This window comes from Planotetraspora sp. A-T 1434, assembly GCF_025420585.1.
GTDB lineage: Bacteria > Actinomycetota > Actinomycetes > Streptosporangiales > Streptosporangiaceae > JAOEGB01.
The window spans coordinates 1-20,111 of record NZ_JAOEGB010000004.1; the positions used below are offsets into that span (position 1 = coordinate 1).

Annotated in this window: 15 protein-coding genes; 10 read left to right on the forward strand and 5 right to left on the reverse strand. The window is 67.2% G+C overall.

Annotated features, from left to right (window positions below; genetic code table 11):
* Window positions 1-243 (reverse strand): LacI family DNA-binding transcriptional regulator (locus tag N5079_RS06655; protein ID WP_261582648.1); only part of this gene is annotated, 243 nt, incomplete at its 3' end.
* Window positions 244-465: 222 nt separating this feature from the next.
* On the opposite strand from N5079_RS06655, the gene N5079_RS06660 reads away from it, so the two are divergent.
* The 4 genes from N5079_RS06660 (at window position 466) to N5079_RS06675 (ending at window position 4,741) form a co-directional block, all read left to right on the forward strand.
* The gene (locus N5079_RS06660) at window positions 466-864 is read left to right on the forward strand and encodes a hypothetical protein (protein WP_261582649.1); all 399 of its coding nucleotides are present in this window, start codon (window positions 466-468) and stop codon (window positions 862-864) included.
* A gap of 11 nt (window positions 865-875) precedes the next feature.
* Entirely contained in the window at window positions 876-3,833 is a 2,958-nt protein-coding gene (locus N5079_RS06665) for a carbohydrate-binding protein (RefSeq protein WP_261582650.1), read from the forward strand.
* 102 nt (window positions 3,834-3,935) lie between these two features.
* On the forward strand, window positions 3,936-4,181 hold the full coding sequence (locus tag N5079_RS06670) for a hypothetical protein (protein ID WP_261582651.1): 246 nt from the start codon (window positions 3,936-3,938) through the stop codon (window positions 4,179-4,181).
* Window positions 4,178-4,741 (forward strand): hypothetical protein, encoded by a 564-nt coding sequence (locus N5079_RS06675; protein ID WP_261582652.1) that lies wholly within the window; start codon window positions 4,178-4,180, stop codon window positions 4,739-4,741. Before N5079_RS06670 ends, N5079_RS06675 begins: the two co-directional genes overlap by 4 nt.
* Window positions 4,742-5,259: 518 nt before the next feature.
* Here N5079_RS06675 and N5079_RS06680 read toward each other — a convergent pair.
* Window positions 5,260-5,457: a hypothetical protein gene (locus N5079_RS06680; protein WP_261582653.1), complete on the reverse strand. Its 198-nt coding sequence runs from the start codon at window positions 5,455-5,457 to the stop codon at window positions 5,260-5,262.
* A gap of 37 nt (window positions 5,458-5,494) precedes the next feature.
* Here N5079_RS06680 and N5079_RS06685 point away from each other — a divergent pair, with 37 nt between their 5' ends.
* Window positions 5,495-14,110, forward strand: coding sequence for a SpvB/TcaC N-terminal domain-containing protein (locus tag N5079_RS06685; protein WP_261582655.1), 8,616 nt, complete (start codon window positions 5,495-5,497; stop codon window positions 14,108-14,110).
* A 48-nt stretch (window positions 14,111-14,158) separates the two neighbouring features.
* On the forward strand, window positions 14,159-14,293 hold the full coding sequence (locus N5079_RS06690) for a hypothetical protein (RefSeq protein ID WP_261582657.1): 135 nt from the start codon (window positions 14,159-14,161) through the stop codon (window positions 14,291-14,293).
* 284 nt (window positions 14,294-14,577) lie between these two features.
* On the opposite strand, the gene N5079_RS06695 is transcribed toward N5079_RS06690, so the two are convergent.
* The gene (locus N5079_RS06695) at window positions 14,578-15,150 is read right to left on the reverse strand and encodes a TetR/AcrR family transcriptional regulator (RefSeq protein ID WP_410007753.1); all 573 of its coding nucleotides are present in this window, start codon (window positions 15,148-15,150) and stop codon (window positions 14,578-14,580) included.
* Between the two features lie 111 nt (window positions 15,151-15,261).
* Between N5079_RS06695 and N5079_RS06700 the strand changes: the two genes are divergently transcribed.
* From N5079_RS06700 to N5079_RS06715, 4 genes are all read left to right on the forward strand, one after another.
* Window positions 15,262-16,158, forward strand: a complete 897-nt coding sequence (locus N5079_RS06700) for an NmrA/HSCARG family protein (RefSeq protein WP_261582660.1) — start codon at window positions 15,262-15,264, stop codon at window positions 16,156-16,158.
* A gap of 287 nt (window positions 16,159-16,445) precedes the next feature.
* Complete coding sequence (locus N5079_RS06705) at window positions 16,446-17,000, forward strand: DoxX family protein (protein WP_261582661.1); 555 nt, start codon at window positions 16,446-16,448, stop codon at window positions 16,998-17,000.
* 217 nt (window positions 17,001-17,217) lie between these two features.
* A complete protein-coding gene (locus N5079_RS06710) occupies window positions 17,218-18,132 on the forward strand; it encodes an alcohol dehydrogenase catalytic domain-containing protein (protein ID WP_261582663.1) in 915 nt (304 codons plus the stop codon).
* A 225-nt stretch (window positions 18,133-18,357) separates the two neighbouring features.
* Window positions 18,358-18,726, forward strand: a complete 369-nt coding sequence (locus tag N5079_RS06715; protein WP_261582665.1) for a GYD domain-containing protein — start codon at window positions 18,358-18,360, stop codon at window positions 18,724-18,726.
* Window positions 18,727-19,022: 296 nt separating this feature from the next.
* Here the strand turns inward: N5079_RS06715 and N5079_RS06720 are convergent, their stop codons facing one another.
* Together N5079_RS06720 and N5079_RS06725 are read right to left on the reverse strand one after the other, a co-directional pair.
* Window positions 19,023-19,181: a hypothetical protein gene (locus N5079_RS06720; protein ID WP_261582667.1), complete on the reverse strand. Its 159-nt coding sequence runs from the start codon at window positions 19,179-19,181 to the stop codon at window positions 19,023-19,025.
* Between the two features lie 81 nt (window positions 19,182-19,262).
* Window positions 19,263-19,799 (reverse strand): GNAT family N-acetyltransferase, encoded by a 537-nt coding sequence (locus N5079_RS06725; RefSeq protein WP_261582669.1) that lies wholly within the window; start codon window positions 19,797-19,799, stop codon window positions 19,263-19,265.
* Between the last annotated feature and the right edge of the window lie 312 nt (window positions 19,800-20,111).

Sequence of the window (20,111 nt, forward strand, 5' to 3'; positions counted from 1 at the left end):
TTCCACGCCTCTGATCAGCTCGACCGCCCATGGGCTGTCCAGTTCGTTGACGACGAACTCGATGAGCCCTCCCGCCCGCTCCTGGCGGCCGGGCGCGGTGTAGCCGTGCTGACCGAGCAGGCGCTGCACCTTCGCCCTCGTCTGCACCGAGACGTCGGATCTCCCGTTGAGCACCTTTGACACGGTCGAGATCGAGACCCCTGCTTGCGAGGCGATGTCCGCCAGCGTGCTGCGGCGTGTCATTTTTGCGAAACCTCCCGAAACCGCTGCAGGTCAGCGTGGCACGGGGTAACCGCCCAGCGCAACTGGGCCTTGACGGACATCCGATGTTTCGCCTACGTTACCGGCAACTCTCAGATGTTGCGAAAAGTATCGCAACTCACCCCCCTGATCTAGGTGTTCGATGAGGCGTGTTAAGGCTGGGTTTGTCCGGCCGGCTCGCGGTCTTGGTCCTGGTCGGCCCGTATGTGGTCTTCCTGGTGGCGTTCGGGCTGGCCCCAGCCATGGCACGTCCGCGTACACCGGCAACGCACCGGGCGGCACCTGCGCTCCGCGGAGGGCGGCTTCGCCATCGACCGCGGCCTGCCGCTCGACCGGCGCGCCCGGCTCGGGATGGCCGGGGCCAGGGGCGCGGCGGGCCTGTCGGCGATCCACGACCTGGGCGCCGCCCGCGCCGGGGAGATGGTCGAGGCGCTTCCCGGGACCAACGTGATGGCCCGGAGGACGTTCATCCCGACGCTCGTCGCCGAGCACCCGCCCACGGAGCACCTCCTGGTCACCGCAGCACTCGGGCTTGTCCACGACCCTTCGGGCGGGCGGCCGGAGCCGCCCGCCACGCCAAATCTGACAGGAGATCTCCTATGAGACGGTTACCCATGAAGCGGTTATTGGTCGCCGCGGCCCTGCTGCTGGCGGTGTCACCCGTGACGTTGCCCGCGACGACCGCACAGGCCGCCACCGCTCTGACGCAGCTCTACGTCGCCCCCAACGGCAGCGATGGCGGCCCGGGAACGGCCGCGCTGCCGTTCAAGACTCTGCAGCGGGCCCGCGACGCCGTCCGGGCCGTCACCGCCGACACCGACGTGGTCGTGTACGTCAAGCCGGGCGACTACTACCTCGACGCGCCGATCGAGTTCACCGCGCAGGACTCGGGACGAGCGGGCCACCGGGTCACCTACCGCGTGTGGGGCGGACCGCCCGGATCCGCCCGGTTCATCGGCGGGCAGCGGGTTACCGGCTGGACCCAGTACAAGGGGAACATCTGGCAGGCCAAGGTCGGCCGCCGCTTCGACACGCTCTACGAGGACGGCGTCCGCGCGATCAAGGCCCGCACCCCCAACCTCGAACCCGGCGACCTGGTCACGGCCCACGCTCACTACTGGGTGGCCGCTCCCGGCACCGAGTCGTACACCGTGCTGCCCTACAAGGCCGGCGACTTCGACCCGACCGGCTGGGACCTGCGTGACGCGGAACTGCGGATCTGGCCGCGCGACAACTGGTTCGAGGAGCACCAGCCCATCGCCTCCGTCGACCCCGCCGCGCACACCATCACCCTGAAGAACCAGACCCGGTACTCTATGGGGCTGACCACCAGCCCCTCCCGCTTCTACGTGCAGGGCATGCTGAGCGCGCTCGACCAGCCGGGAGAGTTCCACTACGACAGCACGGCCGGCGTCCTGTACTACTGGCCGCGCCACGGCCTCGGCGACGTGGTGGTGCCGCGGACCAAGACGATCCTGAGCCTCAACGGCGTGCATGACGTGACCTTCGACGGGCTCGGGTTCGAGGACACCGACTTCACCGACTTCTACCGCCACGGCTACCCGGTCGAGAACGGCTCGGGGGAGAACCACCAGTACGGCGTCTACGACCGGCAGATCGAGATGGCGCCGAACCGGACCGGCATGATCTTCATGACCGACACCGCGAACGTCACGATCACCCGCTCCCACCTGCGCAACTCCGGCTACTCGGCGATCTACGCGCTGTTCGCCAACCACGACGACAGGATCGAGTCGAACCTGATCGAGCACGCCGGCTACGCGGGCGTGTTCTTCGAGGGCCACTATCCGGGCGAGGGCGACGTACTCACCCACAACGTGCTCGCCGGCAACCTGATCCACGACGTGGGCGAGCTGGTCGGGCACGGCGCCGGATACATCCTCATGCAGTCGTCGAACAACGAGATCTCCAACAGCGAGATCTACAACTCGCCGCGCTTCGGTGTCTACCTGGCCGGATATCGTGGGATCCCCAATCAGGACCTGTACACCCGGGACAACACGGTCAGGAACCTCAACGTCCACGACGTGATGCAGGACAGCCGCGACGGCGCGGCCGTCTACACCTTCGGCACCAGCACCTCCTCGACCGGGCCGTTCCAGGTGAACAACTTCGACCAGATCGCGATCAATTACGCCTACAGCCACCCCGAGGCCAACAACTCGCAGCCCGCGACCAGCCTCGACCCGGCCGCCGTCTACCTGGACGAGGGCACCTACGGCACCCAGGTCAGCAACGTCAAGGCGGAGAACATCCAGCGCAGCCCGGTCTTCAAGACCAACAAGAGCGCCGGCGTGGTGACCAACTCCAGCTGGCAGTCCGGCTTCGACGAGTCCAAGATCGACTACCCGAACATCGGCCTGCGGGCCGACTACCCGTACGGCGCGCTCACGATCGACGCGGGAAGCAGCACCGACCAGCAGTTCCTGCACGGCACCCGGGCCACGGCCACCGGGACCACGGCGCCGGACGCCACCTACCGGCACGGGACGTTCTCCTACCGTCTGCCCGTCCCCAACGGCACCTACGCCGTCGACCTGTCGTTCCTCGACCCGCTCTCCACCGCGGCCGGGCAGCGCGTCTTCTCCGTCACCGCCGAGGGCCAGACCGTCATCAGCGGCCTCGACGTCTACAAGGTAGCAGGCCACAACCCGGTGAACCGGCGCGTGACGGTCACCGTGACCGACGGGCAGCTCGACCTGGCCTTCACCCCGACCACGGGCGAGGCGCTCGTCAGCGCCATCGCCGTGTCCGGCGGCGTGACTCCGCCCCCGGGCCGGTACGAGGCGGAGTACGCGACGATCTCCCAGGGCATCTTCGAGAACACCCATACCGGATTCAGCGGCACCGGGTACGTCAACGGCGACAACGTGGCCGGGTCGTACCTCGAGTGGAACGTGAACGCGGCGTCGGCGGGCACCGCGACCGTGAAGGTGCGTTACTCCAACGGCACCACGACCAACCGGCCCAGCGCGATCTCGGTCAACGGAACGACGGTGTTCGCCAGCCGCGACTACAACAGCACCACCACGTGGGACACCTGGGCGACCGACACGTTCACCGTGCCGGTCAACGCCGGAGCCAACACGATCCGGGCCACGGCGACGACCGCGAACGGCAACCCGAACATCGACTACATCGATGTGGACGTGACGCCGTCCGGCGGCACCCCGGTCGACTACCAGGCCGAGGACGCCACGATCTCGCAAGGGGGCGTGTTCACCAACCACCTGAACTACACCGGGACCGGCTTCGTCGACTACACCAACATCGCGGGTAGCTACGTCGAGTTCACGGTGAACGCGGCGTCGGCCGGCAGCACGCCGCTGGTCATCCGCTACGCCAACGGCACGACGGTGGACCGGCCGATGGACATCTCGGTGAACGGCACCGTGGTGGCCTCCAACGTGTCGTTCCCCCCCACGGCCAACTGGGACACCTGGGTGACCTCCACGAAGTCGGTGCCGCTCAACGCCGGTAGCAACACGATCCGGCTGACCGCCACGACCGCCAACGGCGGCCCCAACCTCGACAAGATCACGGTGGGCTAGGTCCGCCGGACGCCCCCGCCAGGCCCCCTGGCGGGGGCGTCGCCCTTTTCAGGGACCGGCCTGCCCGACCACGAGCAGGGTCTGGCAACGGGCCTGGCGACCATGACCCAGCAGATCGGCATCACCAGGGGCACCCCGATCATGAATGCCATCTCCACGTCGGCGATGGCGGGGACCGGGGCGATCGCCATGCTCGGCGGTCTGAAGGTGGCCGTCGCGGCGAATGCCGTAATTGTGCTGCTGGGACTCCTCACCAGCCTGTTCCTCCTGCACAAGCCGGCTGCCCCGCGCGCGGCGCATCGCGAGGCCTGGTTAGCCTTGTCCGAGATCGAAAGGGTTCCGAGATGACGTTTACTCTCCCTCAGGAGAACCAGTGGGGACTGCTGCTGTCGCACGGATTCTCCACCAGGTTCGCAGGCACTTGGGTAGAAGGCGATGATCCTGAATATATTGCTCGCCTGCTGGGAGCGGACCCGAACTGCCGGCTGGACGCCGACCTGAACATGGCCATGCGATGGTATCAACCCTATTCGACGGAGGAGGTTATTTGGATCGGGGATCATGCTCCGGGTTGGACACACTTCATCAACATCAGCGGATTGTCTGGCCCGGTTCGGAACACGGGCATAAGCGGTGGCCGCGCATTCCAAGTGGAATGGGATGAGGATGTCGAAGGGGTCCACGACCTGTACTGCTTCATTGATGGAGTATTCGCTGCAGAACTGGGTGCGTTCTCGCCGGAGATCGTCGACCCTGTCTTCGCCCCTTACGCCGAAGGGCTGGCCTGGAAGCATGGAAGTGACGAGCAGATTGCAAATGCGTTTCTGACCGTGGTGGGTCGAATCACTGGGCGATTTATCGACCAAGAATGGATCAATGCGACTCGGTCGCTTTATCGAATTTCATAGTCACGGCCAGCGGCAGTGGCGAACTGGCCGGCGCCGGTATCACGGTGCCGCCCAGTACAGTGCGCGACATCCTCAAACGAGCCGGGCTCGGTCCGGCACCACGTCGCACCGGCCCGAGTTGGGGCCAGTTCCTCGAAGCGCAGGCCGAGGGCATCTGGGCATGCGATCTGTTCCACGTCGACACAGTCTTTCTCAAGCGGCTGCGAAGGCACGCCGGATGCGAGTCACCCAGGCCGACCCGGTCATCGGTGACATCCTCCGCGCCACCATCCAGACCGGCCTGCGCTGCTACTAACTGCCCAAATAATTTCCGGCCACCGCGGGGTCGCGTGGTCCCGCGATAGGGCGCCCCCGCCTGCCCCCCCGTGGAACGCACGCATTCCACGCACGACCTCCACTTCGGAGAGCTGGAACGGCGTGGAACGCGATGGAACGCATCTACAGGTGAGGCATCCCGCCAATGGGATGCCCGGTGCCTGAGCCAGGGAGTGTCAGACACGACCTAGGTCCGGGTTCGTTTACAGGGGGAAGGGCGCGACGATGCGCGGAAAGCTGTTGAGGAGTGGGTTCACCCGGATGGTCGCCTGCGGCCTCGGGATCGCCCTGGTGGTGCCTGGCCTGTCGACGTCCGGCGCGGCGCGGGTATCCGCGTTGGCCAGGTCGCAGATGGTGTCGGCGTCGTCCAGTGCCTGCGGATCCGGGACCAGCGGGGCCACGACGGCCGGCAGCGGAGTCCCCGATCACGAGGAGCTGGTGAGCCCGACCGAGACGCAGCCGCATACGGTCGCGCTCGACGGCGCGCAGGTGGTGGTCAAGCCTGGTGCCCTGTCGAAGCCGGTGAGCATCGGCATCTCCCGGCTGGCCGACACCGACCTGGCTCCGCTGGACTCCGGCATGACGAACGTCACCGGCAAGGCGCACAGTGGATTCCGGTTCACGCCGCATCCGATGCAGTTCCTGACCAAGGTCGAGGTGACGCTGCCGTACGACCCGGCGCTCGTGCCATCCGGCTTCACCGCCCAGGACGTGTTCACGTACTTCTACGACGATGTGGCGCTGTGCTGGCAGGTGCTCCAGCGGGTCTCGGTCGACCAGGTGAACCACACCGTGACGTCGCTGACCGATCACTTCACCGACATGGTGAACTCGACGGTGACGGTACCGGAGCACCCCGAGAACATGTCGTTCAACCCGAACCAGATCAAAGGCATCGAGTATGCCGACCCGAGCTCGAAGGTGAACCTGATCGCCCCGCCGGGTCCGGACAATTCCGGGGATAACCGTCTCGGCTACCCGATCGAGGTGCCGCCCGGGCGCCTCGGGCTGCAACCGCAGCTCAGCGTCGGGTACGACTCTTCGGCGGGCGACGGCTGGATGGGGATGGGCTGGGACCTGTCAACGCCGAGCATCATGATCGACACTCGGTGGGGGGTGCCCCGGTACGACGCGGCGAAGGAGACCGAGACGTATCTACTGGCCGGCGAGCAGCTGACGCCGGTCGCACACCGGGGGCCGGCGGTCGCGCGTACCTCTGAAAAGGTCTTCCACACCCGGGTGGAGCACGGCTTCGCGCGTATCGTCCGGCACGGCGACGACCCGAAGTCGTACTCGTGGGAGGTCACCGACAAGGCCGGTACCCATTTCATCTACGGCGGTACCGGCGCCACCCTCGCCGACGGGTCCGGCAACGTGTTCCTGTGGGCGCTGCGCGAGGTCCGCGACCCGCATGGCAACTTCATGCGCTACAGCTACACACAGGTCGATGACACAGGGATCGCCGGGGGCGTCGAGCCAGGGCGCAATCTCTACCCCAAACGGATCACCTACACCGGACAGTCGGATGTAGACGGCCGGTACGCGGTGACCTTCGTCCGCGACCGGGAGCTCAACGAGCCCTTGCGGGTGGACAAGACCATCGACGCCCGGGGTGGCTTCAAGCGGGTCACCGCGGACCTACTGCGCCGGGTCGATGTGACGCTGGATGGTGGCCTTATCCGGCGCTACGACTTCGCGTACACCACCGGGGCGTTCCAGAAGACCCTGCTGCACTCGATTACCCAGCTCGACGACCACGGTGCCCTGTTCAACAAGCACGAGTTCAGCTACTTCGACGACATCCGCGACGCGCAGGGCGACTACCAGGCGTTCAGCTCGGCGCAGTGGTCCGTCCCTGGCGACGACCTGAGCAAGGACGCGCTCAACCTCACCCCGGAGCAGGCCGGCGACGCCAGCGCGTTGAACGCGAACACGAGCACCGGAGAGGGCGGGCATCTCTACGTCGGCGTCGGGGATTCGGACGGCAAGAGGAACTCGGCCGGGGTGAAGGTGGGGTTCAACCACGCCTCGGACGACGGCGTGCTGGCGCTGATCGATGTGGACGGCGACGAACTGCCGGACAAGGTCTTCCGCAGCGGCGGCAGCGTCAAGTACCGGAAGAACCTGTCCGGTCCGCATGGCCAGCTGCGGTTCGCGGACCAGGCCAAGTCGCTGGCGCTGCCCGGGATCAACGGCGAGAGCAGCGACAGCGTGACGTTGGGCGTCGAGGCCTACCCTGGCGGCGTGGCGGCGCAGCTGGACTACGTAAACACGTTCTCCACCACCGATCGGTACTTCGCCGACGTTAACGGCGACGGGATATCCGACCTGGTGAGCGGGTCCAACGTGCTGTTCGGCCGGGTCGGTGCGGACGGCGTGCCGGTGTACGGAATCAGCGCCGACACTCCGGTGCCGGTGACCGCCGGCCAGATCGACACGACCGGGCTGCTCGGCGATCTCGGTCCGGACCGCGAGCGCCTGATCGACTCCTTCCCGCTGCTGGACACCGTGCGCCGGTGGGTCGCGCCTTTCGCCGGTACCGTCAAGATCGAAGGCGCTGTGAAGCTGGCCGACGGGACAGCCGCGGCACGGGCGGCGTCCACCACCGCAGACGGTGTTCGGGTCGCCATCCAGCGCGAGAACACCGAGCTCTGGTCGGACACCATCGGGGTGCACGACAACACGTCGCACGCTCCGTCCGACGTGGACTCGGTTACGGTGTCCCGCGGCGACCGGCTGTACTTCCGGGTGCAGTCCGGATTCGACGGCAGCCTCGACGATGTGTCGTGGAACCCGACCATCAGCTACCTGTCGGCGCCGGACCTGACCGATGTGAACGGGCTGCCGGCGTACCGCTTCCAGGCATCACGCGACTTCACCCTGGGCGGTCGGGCCGCGCAACTGAAGGTGCCGTTGACCGGCACGCTGCATCTTTCCGGCGATCTGCGCAAGAAGGCGGCCACCACGGACGACGTCACGGTGCTCATCACCCGCGACGGCGCGCCGGTGCTCCAGCAGACGCTCACCGCCGGCGCCGCAGGCACCGTTCCGGTGAACCTCGACGTCACCGTCCAAAAGGGACAGACTCTGAAGTGGCGGGTACAGGCGGACTCGCCTATCGACCTGGGCACGATCGAGTGGGTGCCGCACGCGTTATACACCGCGGCTTCCGGGGTGGATCGGCTGACCGACGACAACGGCAATCCCCTGATCGACGTCTTCCCGCCCTACGACGTGGACATGTACCCGGTGGACGGGCTGACCGCGCCCCAGGACTCCTTCGCCGTGACAGAGGGGGGCGACCTGACGATCAGCCCGGCCCTGTCCTTCGACTTCGGCACCGCCAAGCCGTCCGGACGGGTCGCGTTCACTGCGAAGCGGCGAGGTGCGCTACTCGCCAAGCGGTTCTTCGAAATCCACGAGGGCGTGGTCACGGCGCCGAGCCCGGTGGTCATTCATGAGGTGCTTCCTCCGCCGCCGGCGGGGACCACCAGCGACCCCGACGAACTGTTCTTCGACTTCAGCACCCTCGACCCGAAGCTGCGTACGTTCCTGACCAGCCAGTCGGTGTCCGTGACGCCCGAAGGCGGCGAGGCGGTAAAGGCCCCGAGCGCGTTCCACAGCGCGGCCGAGGAGGGCGCCTTCCCGCAGCCGTATCGGGGCTGGGGCGGGATCGGGTACAACGGCAACCGGGACCGGGCTACCCAGCCGATCGCGCAGGGCGACCTGGTGATCGACGAGCACTTCGGCGACCAGCTGCCCGGCAGCGTCGACCCGCAGGCGCAAAAGGACCAGTTCGGCAAGGACCCGCGGGTCAAGCAGCCGAAGGTCGTGCCGTTCTCCCCGTCGCCGCAGCACGACCGCTGGGGTGTCGGCGACCACTCGTTCGTGACCCGCACCGGCGCCGGCAGCTCGCGGCTGGGCACGGAGTCGATCAACCTGCCGCAGCCGTCCGACTTCACCGGCGCCGCCGCCGTACCGCGGCTGGCCCGGTCGCAGCAGATATCCCTCACCGGCACCGCCGGCGGCTCGGTGGGCTCGGCCGGCGGCAGCGTCGCCACCGGCGACAGCACCGGGCAGGTGGACTTCCTCGACCTGAACGGGGACCGGTTCCCGGACGTGGTAAGCACCGGCGGGATCCAATACTCCGACCCGTCCGGTGGGCTGGGCAGCACCCACGGATCGATACCGGACGGCGCGGTGCGCCGGAGCACCAACATCGCCGGCAACGCCAACGCGGGCAGCGCCGCGCGCACCATCACGACCGGCCTGGGGTACGCCGGCCCACCCGGGCATGCTCCGGCCAACACCGCGGAGTCCGGCAACGACATGCCGCCGCTCGGTGCCGGCGGCGACATCGGCGGCAGTAGCTCCGACAGCCAGTTCGACCTGCTGGACATCAACGGTGACGGCCTGCCCGACCGGGTGTACGCCGACGGCCGGGCGGCGCTCAACCTCGGTTACCGGTTCGGCGCCCCGGAGGCGTGGCGGAATCCGGCCGCGCTCAATGATGCCAGTGGTGGCGACGCCGGGCTGAACCTCGGGTTCAACACGGACTTCTACGGCTTCGCCGGCGGCGCCTCGTACCACCAGGGCAGCACCTCCACGGCGAGCACCCTGATGGACATGAACGGCGACGGCCTGCCGGACCGGGTCTTCGCCGGCAACCCGATCAAGGTCGGCCTCAACACCGGCAACGGTTTCGAACCGCCGGTGGCGTTCGGGGGCAGCCTGCCGGCCATCAACGCGGACCGCAACGCGAAGCTGGGCGGCGGGGTGTACTTCGAATTCTCCATCTGCTTCGTCTTCGTGTGTGTCGTCGTCAACCCCGGCGCGGATGTCTCCACCGGCGCCAGCCGTACCGAGCAGGCGCTGCGCGACCTCAACGGGGACGGGTTCGTCGACCAGGTGTCGTCCACGAAGGACAGCCAGCTCGTGGTCGCGGAGAACCGCACAGGCCGGACCAACCTGCTGCGCGGCGTCACCCGCCCGCTCGGTGGCCGGATGGACTTCGACTACAGCCGCGACGGCAACACGTACGGGCAACCGCAGTCGAAGTTCGTGCTGTCCCGGGTCGCCGTGGACGACGGGCAGCCCGGTGACGGGCAGGACGTCGTGCTCGTCACCTACGAGTACTCCGGCGGTGTCTACGACCGGCTGGAGCGCGAGTTCGACGGGTACGCGACGGTCGTCGAACGGCACCGAGACCCAGCGGTCCCGGCTACTGGTGCGGCGGACGCGGTGTTCAGGAGCGTCAGCCACGAGTACCGTACCGACGGCCCGTACACGCGTGGGCTGCCGACGCGGACGGTGACCACCGACTCCGCCGGGCGGGCGTTCCTGGAAACCGAGAACACCTACGCCCTGCGGGACGTCGACCACCCCGATGCTCCGGCCGACGCGCACAGCACCACGGCCACGATCTTCCCGCAGCTCGTACGCACCGACAACCGTTACTTCGAGGGTCAGACCGATCCGAGCAAGAGCACGTTCACCACGACGGAATACGACGCTTCGGGCAACGTGACCCGGACCTTCGACGCCGGTGAAGCCGGCACGGGCGATGACGTGGAGACCCGGATCGGGTACTCCGACTGCACCGCGACCAACATCGTCGGGTTAGCCGACACGATCGATGTGTTCGGCGGCGGCACTCTGCTCCGCCACCGGACGTCCACTGTGGACTGCGCCACCGGCGACGTCACCCAGGTCGGCGCGAAGCTGGCCAACGGCGACACGGCCGTCACGGACCTGGAGTACTTCCCCAACGGGAACATCCGTGCGGTCACCGATCCGGCCAACCAGACCAACCAGAGATTCAGGACCGACTACGCCTACGACACGGTCGTCGACACCTATGTGGAGTCGGTCACAGACAGCTTCGGATACCACTCCAGTTCCACGCACAACTTCAAGTTCGGCGTGGTCGAGACGAGCACCGACATCAACCACCAGGTCCTGCGCGACACCTACGACTCGTTCGGCCGGGTGGTCAAGATCACCGGACCGTACGAAGCGGCGGAGAACCGCGCCACCATCACGTTCGAGTACCACCCCGAGGCCTCGGTGCCGTACGCGGTCACGAAACACGTCGATCGCCAGGCCGACGGAGTACATCCCGACACGATCGACACGGTCGCATTCGACGACGGGCTGGGCCGCAGGATCCAGACGAAGGTGGATGCCGCCGTCGCCACCGGGCCGGACACTCCGCCGGCGAACGTCATGGTGGTGTCCGGGCGCGTTGTCTACGACTTCCTCGGCCGAGCGGTCAAGCAGTTCTTCCCGGTCACCGAGCCGAAGGGCGCGGCGAACACCACGTTCAACCCGGCGTTCGACACGGTGACGCCCACCGTCAACACCTACGACGTCCTTGACCGGCTGACCAAGACCGTCCTGCCGGACAGCACCATCGACACCATCGGGTACGGATTCGGCGCCGACCGGGCGGGCACCACGCAGTTCGAGACGGTCGCCACCGACGCCAACGGCAAGTCGATCCGCACCTACCGCGACATCCGGCAGCAGACCACCACGGTCAAGGAGTTCAACCCGGCCGGCGGCCAACCGGTCATCTTCACCAGCTACGGCTACGACGCGCTGGGGGAGCAGACGTCCATCGTGGACGACCACGACAACACCACCACGATGTCGTATGACAACTTCGGGCGCCGGACCAGGCTGGTCAGCCCGGACTCCGGCCGCACCGACACGGTCTACGATCTCGCCGGCAACGTGACCAAGGAAATCACCGCCAACCTCGCCGCCCAGCAGAAAGCGATCGAGTTCGACTACGACTTCAACCGGTTGAGCCGGATCCGGTACCCGATCTTCACGGGGAACAACGTCACGTACACCTACGGCGGGCCGGACGCACCGAACAACGCGGCCGGCCGGATTACCAACGTCGTCGACGGCGCGGGCACCGTGGCGCGCGAGTACGGGCCGCTCGGCGAGCTCACCAAGGAGACCCGGACCGTGCCGGGCCAGGGCAGCCACACGTTCACCTTCACCACGCAGTATCGGTACGACACGTGGAACCGGATGCTCACCACGACGTTCCCGGACGGCGAGGTGCTGTCGTACCACTACGACTCGGGTGGGCAGGTGGACTCCGCGACGGGGGTCAAGGCCGGGTCCACGTACCGCTACCTCACCCGCCTGGACTACGACAAGTTCGGCGAGCGGGTCCTGCTGGACACCGGAAACGGCACCCGCACCCGGTACAAGTACAACGCGGCGACCCGACGGCTGGAGAACCTGAAGGCGAACATCGCGCAGGGCTACGTCTTCCAGAACCTCAACTACTCGTACGACGCCGTCGGCAACGTCACCTCGATCCAGAACGACACCGTAGCGCCGAACACCCCGGACGTCGGTACGCAGGTCGGCGGCCCGAGTACCGAAACGTTCCAGTACGACGACCTGTACCGGCTCACCCACGCCGAGGGCAGCTACCAGCCGCGCACTCCGCAGACCGACAAGTATCACCTGGATCTGCACTACGACAGCATCAGTGACATCACCACCAAGACCCAGGTGCACGAGGTGGTCAGCAAGGGCAACACCACAGTGGACGGCAAACTGAGCTACGACAACAACTACGGGTACGCCGCGCAGAGGCCGCACGCGCCGAGCACGATCGGGCCCTCCACGTTCGGCTACGACGCCAACGGCAACCAGATCAGCCGCGACCAGCAGGCCCAGCCACGGCGCCAGCTCATCTGGGATGAAGAGAACCGCCTCGCGTGCAGCCACGAGAACGTGCAAAGCGGCACGCTGCCACAAACGCCGGCATCGTGCGACAACAGAGGCGGCACCCCGAACGACGCCCGGTACTTCTACGACGACAAGGGCAACCGGGTCGTCAAGGACGGCGCGCAGTTCCACATCTACCCGAACCAGAACTACTCCACCCGCGGCAACCAAGCGTTCAAACACATCTACATCGGCGCGACGAAACTGCTCACCAAGACCGTGGAATCGAACAACCGCTTCGAGAACCGGCAGTTCTACTCGCACGACGACAACCTCGGCTCCACCGGATTCGTCACCGACGCCTCCGGCGGCCTGGCCGAGCACCTGCAGTACATCGCGGGCGGGGAAACCTGGGTCGACGAGCACCCCGCCCAACCCGTGCCCCAGCAGTACACCGGAAAGGAGTTCGACCCGGAGACCGGCCTGTACTACTACGGCGCCCGCTACTACGACCCGCGGACCCAGGTGTGGCAGAGCGCCGACCCGGCCCTGCCCGACGCCGCCCCGGGCTCAAAGGACCTTTCGGCCTACCTGTACGCCAGGGGCAATCCGATCACCTACACGGATCCCGACGGCCGGCAACCCGCGCAAGCGAACTCTCCGGCGAAGAGCACGAGCACGGCGAGCGCCGCCAAGGCGAGCACGGTGTTCCATCCAGGGGTGAATCACAACCACCAACCCAGCGGCCGGTGGGCGGATGTGCAGGATGATCCGAAGAGTACGTACTTGGTCGGTAAGTACTGCGCGATCCGCGACCCTCACGATGTCATGGAGAAGGCGAGATCCCGCGAGCTGGACGACAAGCCGCTCGCGGAAGACCATCTTATGTGGTATCTGAACGGCGGCGGAAAGGACTTCGTCGAGGACGCCAACCTCGAGGAGATGCTCCGGACCGACTCCGGCGTCCAGGCGAAAATCTCCGCCTACATACCGAAGGGGCAAACGACCGGCACCATCGTGCGTCACATGAGACTTGGGCAAGACGACTACGCCATCCAAGAGTTCCAGTACTCGTTCGGCGCGATCGACCAACTTGACGTGGAGGTAAATTTCGACGCCGGTACCCTGCACGCCTGGTTCCAGGACCGTTACGAATGGCACCCGGTTTATCCGTTCTACAGCAGGTTCGAGGACGACAGGGAACGGGACACGAACTGCGTCCACGCCGCCATGGTCGAGCTGAAAAGCCAAGGCGCCAGGGACTACTGGATGAAGGGGGAGGCGACCATACCTCTTAAAGCGCTTCGAACCACTGCCGTCCACAAGCCGTCGCGGGACACGGGGTCGGGACTCTGACCATCCTCCAACACTCAGGGGCGGGTCGAAGACGACCCGCCCCTGAGCATGAAGCGCTATGCGAGCCGTGACAGTCTCACCAGGCGGCCGATCTTCGTTCGTCCGGTCGCCTATGCCCTGACCGAGTTGAGCGCCGACGATGAGGCGCGGATCGGCGCACTCATCAAGCGGGCGGTGAGCTGAGGCCGGTCCGCCTCATGGGCAGCGCCTTGTCCGGCGCGGTGCCTGCTGCCTGTGCTTGGCTCAACCGCAACCGCGACGTCTCCCGGCTGATGCCCGAATCCCGGGCCACTGAGGCGATTGTCCGGGCCGAATCCGACAGATAGAGCGCAACGGCATCGGCTACGAACTCAGCCGGATAGACCTTCATGACCCACCAGGAACTCCTTGGCCTCCAAATCTCCATGTCCTGGCACTCGAGGTGTCCACACCTCAGGGGAGGCCGCACCGTGGCAGCCCGCCCCCAGTCAATGGTCGCGGGCGGCAAGTCCGTACATCGCCGTGGAGAGCAGGCGGGCGGCCAGGTCGGACGCTTCTGACCGTTCGGCCGCCCAGGCGAGTCCGAGGGTGAGCGCGATGACCTCGCTGAGGGTCACATCGGACCGGATCGAGCCGGCTTGTTGCGCGCGTTCCAGTAGGCGCCCGCCTGCCGACCGCATCTGGGCGCAGGAAGCATGAAGTCCCGATTCCTCATCGGCCAAGGCATTCATGATTGACTCCGGCAGACCCTGATAGGTGGCCGCTCCGGCGGCCAGTTCTCCAAGCCACGTCATGAGTGCGTCGCCTGGGTCGGGTGAAGCGAGCAGGCTGTCGGCTCTCGCGTGCAGTACGTCGAAGTTGGCGTTGAGCAGGGCTTCGAGTAGTGCCTCACGGGTCGGAAAGTGGCGATATAGCGTCCCGATGCCCACGCTCGCGCGACGGGCTATGTCGCGCAGCGACGCGTCCGTACCGTGCTCGGCGACGGCCTCCCTGGCCGCGGCCAGAAGCAGGTCACGGTTTTTGCGCGCATCGGCACGAGTCGTCTGTGACAAGATCAGCACCTCACTCTAACCGGAGCTATGCTCCGTTGACTACCGGAGCGATGCTCCGTATATTGACGGGCATTCCACTTTACCGGAGCGGCGCTCCGGCGGTCCCGCTTTGGAGAGCCCATGAACCGTACAGTCAAGACCGTCCTCGTCACGGGGGCCACCGGCCAGCAGGGAGGCACGACCGCCCGGCACCTGCTCGCTGACGGCTGGCGGGTGAGAGCGCTGGTACGCGACCCGGCCAGCCCGGCGGCGCAGGAGTTGGCCCGGATCGGCGCGGAGCTGGTCGCGGGCGACATGGACGACCGCGGGTCCCTGGACGCCGCTGTCCGGGGCGCGTACGGAGTGTTCAGTGTCCAGCCCGCCCTCATCCCGCCGGATTTCGCCGAGAACGAGCAGCAGCGGGGGCTGAATGTCGCGGAAGCCGCCCATGACGCCGGCGTGGAGCACCTCGTGTACTCGTCCGTGGGCAGCGCCGACCGGGACACCGGCATCCCGCACTGGGACATCAAGTGGCAGGTCGAGCAGCGCATCCGCGCTCTGGGGATTCCCTCCACGATTCTCCGCCCGGTCATGTTCATGGAGAATCACGCCGACCCGACGTACGGTGTGACCGGGGAACTCGCGCTCGTCCGGGCGATCCCTCCCAACGTCACCGTTCAGCTCATCGCCCTCAGTGACATAGGCGCGTTCGCCGCTCTCGCCTTCGGTAACCCCGAGCGATACCTGGGCAAGGCGATCGAGCTGGCCGGTGACGAACTGACCCTCGATCAGATAGTCAGTGCCATCGGCCGGGCTACCGGCCGCACGTTGCCGCTTTCCCCGAGTCGCGAGGAGTTTGCGGCTCAGACCGCCGTCGCCGGGGAAGCGGAGGAGAAGTTCTCGTCCTTCTATGGTTGGCAGGCGGACATCCCGGCTCTACGGGCACAGCATCCTGCCCTGATGGACTTCGATACCTGGCTGGCGCGGGGAGGCACGTCCATGATCGAGGCGCTGCTCGACCGTGCGGAAACCCACTGAACCTCCACCACCTAGGCGGGTTGCGCACATCGCGCCAGAGGCCCCCTGAGCTTCTGACTTCCACCGCGGCCCGCACCGTTGACAAGCCTTCTGTTTCCCGGCGTCGGTTACCGCCCACTGGCCGGCACCCGGCTTGATTCCGGTTCGCACAACGCCGGCCCGACGCATTTGTTCGGCGCCTCACGGCCAACGCGGTCACCGCGCCGCCATGGACCGTGCGGTGACCCGCCCGTCGCGACGTCCTGCCCACAGACCCCCAACATGCCTCTCCAGAAATGAGTTCACGCATGACCGCCTCGCCCAGCAACAGCCTGGACCACTCCAACTCCTTCGACGCCGATGAGCAGGGTGCTCCGCGGCACGCCTACGACGCCGGGCTGCTGCTGTTGCGCCTGGTCCTCGGCCTGACCATGGCGGGCCACGGAGCGCAGAAGCTGTTCGGCTGGTTCTCCGGCCCGGGGTTGGACGTCACGGGGCAGTTCTTCACGTCTGTGGGCTACCCGGCGGGGAAAGCGATGGCCGTGGTGGACGGGCTGAGCGAACTGCTCGGGGGACTCGGCCTCGCTGTGGGCGTGCTGACCCCGCTCGCCGGGGCCGCAGTCATCGGAGTCATGGTCAACGCCGTGGCCGTGAAGTGGGGTGGCGGCTTCTTCATCCCGACGGGGTGGGAGTATGAACTCACCCTTGCCACGGGGGCGGCGGCACTGGCCCTCACCGGGCCCGGCCGGCTCGCACTGGACCGCCACCTGCCCGTTGTTCGGGCGCACCGAGTGGGCTACGGCATCGCCTCAGTGGCCCTCGGCCTGGTGCTGGGTGCGGTTGTCCTGCTCTTCCGTGGCTGATCGCGGACTGTTCGACAGCCTCGCCGGCCGGGTTTCCCGGCGCCTGCCGCTCTGGCACCCGGCGCCGGGGGACGGCCACAAATAGCGTTCCGCACCGGAGGCAGCGTGTCCCGCCGCGAGTTCGGCTCACGATCCCGGGGTGGACCATCCGGGGCTCAGGTCCAGTATCCGCTCGGCGGCACCACCCCGAACTACAACGAAAGGAAAGACCGGAATCATGCGCGCGATCATCGTCTCCCAGTCAGGAGGAGCAAACGGGTTCGGAGTGGAGCATCTTCCCGATCCCGAACCTGCCGCCGGGCAGGTCCGCATCAGGATGGCGGGGGCCGCGGTCAACCCGGCCGACCTTCATATCATCGACGGCTTTGGCCGCAAGATGGCGGGAGTTGACCCTGACCGTCGCCTGGGGGTGGGATTGGACGTGGCAGGCGTCGTCGACATGGCGGCTCCTGACGTCCACGATCTGTCCATAGGCACGCCGGTGGCGGCCATGACTTTTGCACATGCCCCCCACTCCGCCGCCGGAGCGGCAGCCGAGTACGTGATCGTGCCGGCGGTGGATGTGGCACCAGTGCCCGACGGGGTCGATCTGCTGGACGCGGCCACGGTCCCGCTCAATTCGCTGACCGCGGACCAACTCCTTGCCCGGCTCGGCCCCTCCCGCGGCAGGCGCCTGCTGGTCACGGGCGCGGCCGGAGGAGTCGGCGGGTATGCGGTCGGCCTCGCGGCACTTGCCGGCTGGGCCGTCACGGGTCTGGCCCGCGCCTCCGACGCCGATTTCCTGACCCGGGCCGGGGCCGCGGAGACGATCACCAGTCTGGAGGGTGCCGCGGGCTTCGACGCGGTGCTGGATGCCGCGCTGCTAAATGGTGCGGCCCTACGGGCCGTCCGCGACCACGGAATCTATGCGGGAGTCTTTCCCGGCTTGGAGCCGAAGCCCGAGCGTGGCATCACCATCACCAGCGGAGTAGTCGTCCCCGACGGTCATCGGCTGCGTGAGCTCCTGGCGCTGACCGCTCAGGGACGGCTGGAAGCCCGCCGCGCCGGCACAGTGCCGCTGGAGAACGCCGTGCAGGCTTACCAAGCTTTGCGCGACGGCGGACAGCGCGGCCGGTGGGTGCTGACCCCGTGACGTCCCGACCATCATCGTCACGGCACTGGTTGGGGATGCGCACCACATTGACCATCCACGTGCAGACTGGGCATGGCCGAATAGAGGTTCTGGCCGTTTCCGATCTCTCTTGAGAGTCGTATGGGTGCGTGGCGGGGGCGCCGGGTGGCGTTTCATTACCTGACCCAGCGGAAAGCTGGTATGGCCGGTGAGATTGCCGCCACCGGAAGCCGAGAACGTCATCGGATGACTGCATCGAAGTTCCTTGGGGTCGCAATCGAGAAGGGTGAATCCATGTCCAAGTACCTGATCCAGGCGACCTACACCGCAGAGGGCATGAAGGGCGTGCTCAAAGAGGGGGGCACCGCGCGACGCCAGGTGGTGGAGCGCATGGTGGAGAGTGTCGGGGGCCGCGTCGAGCAGATGTACTTCGCGTTCGGCGACACCGACCTCTACATTCTGGCCGACCTTCCTGGCAACGCGGCCTCGGCAGCCGTTGGCCTCGCAACGTCGGCGGCCGGTGGCGTCCGGACGAAGACGGTTGTTCTTTTGACGGCGGAGGAGATCGACGAGGCTACGAGGCAGAAGGTGCGATACCAGGCCCCTGGCGCGTGATCAGGCTTTCGCGCCCAGGGCATGGCGGTCTACGGCAGGGCTGCATCAACTACGCGAACCGCTCACCGTCGTCGAGGTACCGATCACCGCCGTCGTCCGCACCACCTCGGCGACGGCCCAGCCGGACCTGACGCAGCGAACCCTGGACGCCCTGGTCCAGCAGGCCCGGCCACCCAGCGGGGGCCTGCTCGACCTGGTCTTGGGGGCACCGGCGATGTGCTCGTTGGGCTACTGAAACCGGCTCCGGACTGGCCTTCGGCAGCGCTGCGAACGCGGCCGCGTGCCCCGAATTCTGGTCAGCAGGTTCGGGACCAGCGCCGTCCGGCGCGCCACAGCTCCACGCCGAGCCAGACGCCGCCGACCGCCATCAGCGCGTCATGCGCGATCCGAAACTCGTCGACCAGCGCGAGCAGCGAGGTCTCACCATAGCCAGCCGGCCGAAGCTGCGCATCCACTGGAGCAGGGCGGCGTAGCCGTCGGGGGTGGCGGGGAACTCCACATCAGCCAGCTACGGACCCCGTCTTACGTGTGGGCGATCATCGCGGAGCCGAGGCCCCCGCCGGAGGCGGATCGTTCCGCAGTCTGCTGTACATCCAGCCGTCGCGCCACTGACCGGCGCGGAACTCCACCGCGCGTAGGACGCCCTCCAGTGTGAAGCCGGCCTTCTCCAGCGACTTCTGTTCTGCGATGTTCTCCGGGTGGGTGGCCGCCTGGATGCGCTCGGCCGGGGTGTGGGTGAACAGGTAATCACACAGCATCGCCTGGGCGCGCCAGCCGATGCCACGCCCGCGCCAGTCGGGGAGCAGGGCGATCCCTATCTCCCAGTATCGGGAGACCCCGAACCCCTGCGCCGACCAGCTCATGAAGCCCGCGGCTGTGCCGTCGACCTCGACGATGATCCTGCTGTCATCCTCGCCCAGGTACCCGTCGGTGGCGTAGCGCCGCGTCGGGGCCTGCGCGTCGCGGAACCCCGTCCAGTCCAGGCCGACCAATCCGGGTTCCGTGGCGAAGCGCCGGAACATGGCGAGATCGTCCTCGGTCACCGGCCGCAGTCGTACCTCAAGGGCGCTCACCGCGCCACCTCCCTTGTGGTGCGTTCGTCGGCGCATGATCGCGTCACTGGCCTGGACCTTACCTCGCGAGATCCGGGGACGCGGGGCATCGCGGCGGGCGGCCACGCCCTGGGCGCGGCACTCCGTACAAGGTGCCACCTGGTGGAACGGCGCCGGGACATGAATACCCCGCCGAAGCCATCCGCCGCCTCGCCCGAGACGCCACCCGGCCCCCTCGCAATCCTCGAGAAGAGGTGATCAATCGGTAACCGACTTTGCCGGGGACCCGGGAGGCATGCCCTGGCCCAGGTCGAGCAGTCGAACCAGCCCTAC